Raw genomic sequence first — 1,715 nt, 5'->3', positions numbered from 1 at the left:
GCGCGGGTGAGACGGTGGTCATCTCAGGTGCGGCGGGTGGAGTAGGCTCAATTGCCGTACAGCTGGCCAGGAATGCCGGCGCCCGGGTGATCGGCTTGGCCGGCGAAGCGAATCACAAGTGGCTCAGCGAACACGATGTCATCCCTGTTACATATGGGGATGGTGTTGAGGGACGGATACGTGCTGCATCCGGAGGAAAGGTCGATGCCTTCATCGATACCTACGGGGGCGGATACGTCGAGCTGGCGCTGAGGTTGGGCGTAGCTAAGAATCGGATCGACACCATCATCGACTTCGCCGCCGCAGCCAAATATGGCGTGAAGACGGAAGGAAACCACGAAGCGGCGAACGCCGAGGTGCTCGCGCAACTCGCTGGGCTACTCGCCGCCGGACGCCTTGAGATCCCGATCGCGCGGGTATATCCCCTGGCCGAAGTTCGTGAAGCTTATCGAGACCTCGAACAGCGCCACACACGCGGCAAGATTGTGCTTGAACCTTAGAGAGCGCCCTATAGCTACTTCTTGTCTCGCATCCAGGGAGTGAAGGTCAGCCCGACCAGTAGCCCGTCTGCATCGAGAAATCGGCTGACGGTCTGGCCCCAAGGTTCTTTCTTGTTCTTAATCAGCATTCGATACCCCATGGATTCAAGCTCCGCGGTCGATGTATCGACACTCTCCACTTCAAACTCAAGCCACGCTTGAGGCGCCGGCAAAGTATCCGGCCAGCGACTGTTACCAAAACAGGATTCCGCGGCCTGAGAAAGCGGCCAAAGAGCGAAATGCTTCGCGCCTTGCAGAGCGTCGGTGTGCAGATAGCCACCATCCTCCTCTTTGAAAGAAATCTGGAGGCCCTTCGCGTAAAGTTTTTGGCCGGCCTCTACATCGCGGACGATGGGCCCAAAACCCGCGATGAACAGAACCCTGATTTTGTCTGGTGCTTGCATGGCATCTCCTCTTCGCAGGGTGAAGATTGCTGACGCAGCCGCTATCCCGATCATGAGCTCTCGTCGCGTCATGCATCAAACGATAATCGGGAGAAGCTGATCAGCTCTTGAACAAATCGGACATTTGCAGGGTGGATTCAGCAGAACGCAGCAGCACGGTTGGCCGTAGGTTCGCGAGACGATGCACTTCACGGGTCATGTGTGCTTGATCGGCGTAACCCACACTTGCGGCGAGATCGGCCAGGCTTCGCTCTGTGCCCTTCTCGCGCGCGGCCTTAAGCAGACGCTGGAAACGCATCACTGACTGAAATGTCTTGGGACCATAGCCAATAGCGGCCGAAAACCGCCGATGAAGCTGACGTTCACTCATGCCGATCCAGCGGCTCAACTGCTCGATACGGCCGTGCGGACGGCGCGAAAGCCACCGGATTCCGGCCAGGACAGCCTGATCGAACGGGGCGGAATCTTCTAACGGGGCCAAGAGCGCCTGGCCCAGGACGGATCGCCGGGCTGCGGCGTTTGGCTGCTCAATCACCTTCTCCAGCCGTATGTTGCGCATCGCGCCCTCGACGGCGGCTACGGGAATTGCCTGGTTGAGCAATTCCGACGCAGGCATGCCGAGCAGGCTGGATGCGCGGCCGGGATGCAGCCGCGCTCCTGTGATGAGGCTTCCAGCCGGCAACTGAGCCAGCAAGGGAACTGTCCATGGACCGACCACCACGGGGGGCTCATCGTTTACCAGAACGATGTCGATGCATGCATCGGGAAGTAC

3 protein-coding genes are annotated in these 1,715 nt (G+C 59.2%); 1 reads left to right on the top strand and 2 read right to left on the bottom strand.

The window, feature by feature from the left end; translation table 11 throughout:
* On the top strand, nucleotides 1–500 hold a 500-nt coding region (locus WCB02_RS22970), incomplete at its 5' end, for a zinc-binding dehydrogenase (RefSeq protein WP_423961721.1).
* Between the two features lie 14 nt (nucleotides 501–514).
* Here WCB02_RS22970 and WCB02_RS22965 read toward each other — a convergent pair.
* Together WCB02_RS22965 and WCB02_RS22960 are read right to left on the bottom strand one after the other, a co-directional pair.
* Complete coding sequence (locus WCB02_RS22965; protein WP_423961720.1) at nucleotides 515–943, bottom strand: VOC family protein; 429 nt, start codon at nucleotides 941–943, stop codon at nucleotides 515–517.
* A 100-nt stretch (nucleotides 944–1,043) separates the two neighbouring features.
* Nucleotides 1,044–1,715, bottom strand: a 672-nt coding sequence (locus tag WCB02_RS22960; protein WP_423961718.1) for a helix-turn-helix domain-containing protein, incomplete at its 5' end; no start/stop codon positions are given.

Source organism: Bradyrhizobium sp., assembly GCF_049581145.1.
Lineage (GTDB): Bacteria > Pseudomonadota > Alphaproteobacteria > Rhizobiales > Xanthobacteraceae > Bradyrhizobium.
The sequence above is the reverse complement of the archived record's forward strand: the minus strand, read 5'-3'. Positions and strand labels throughout refer to the sequence as shown.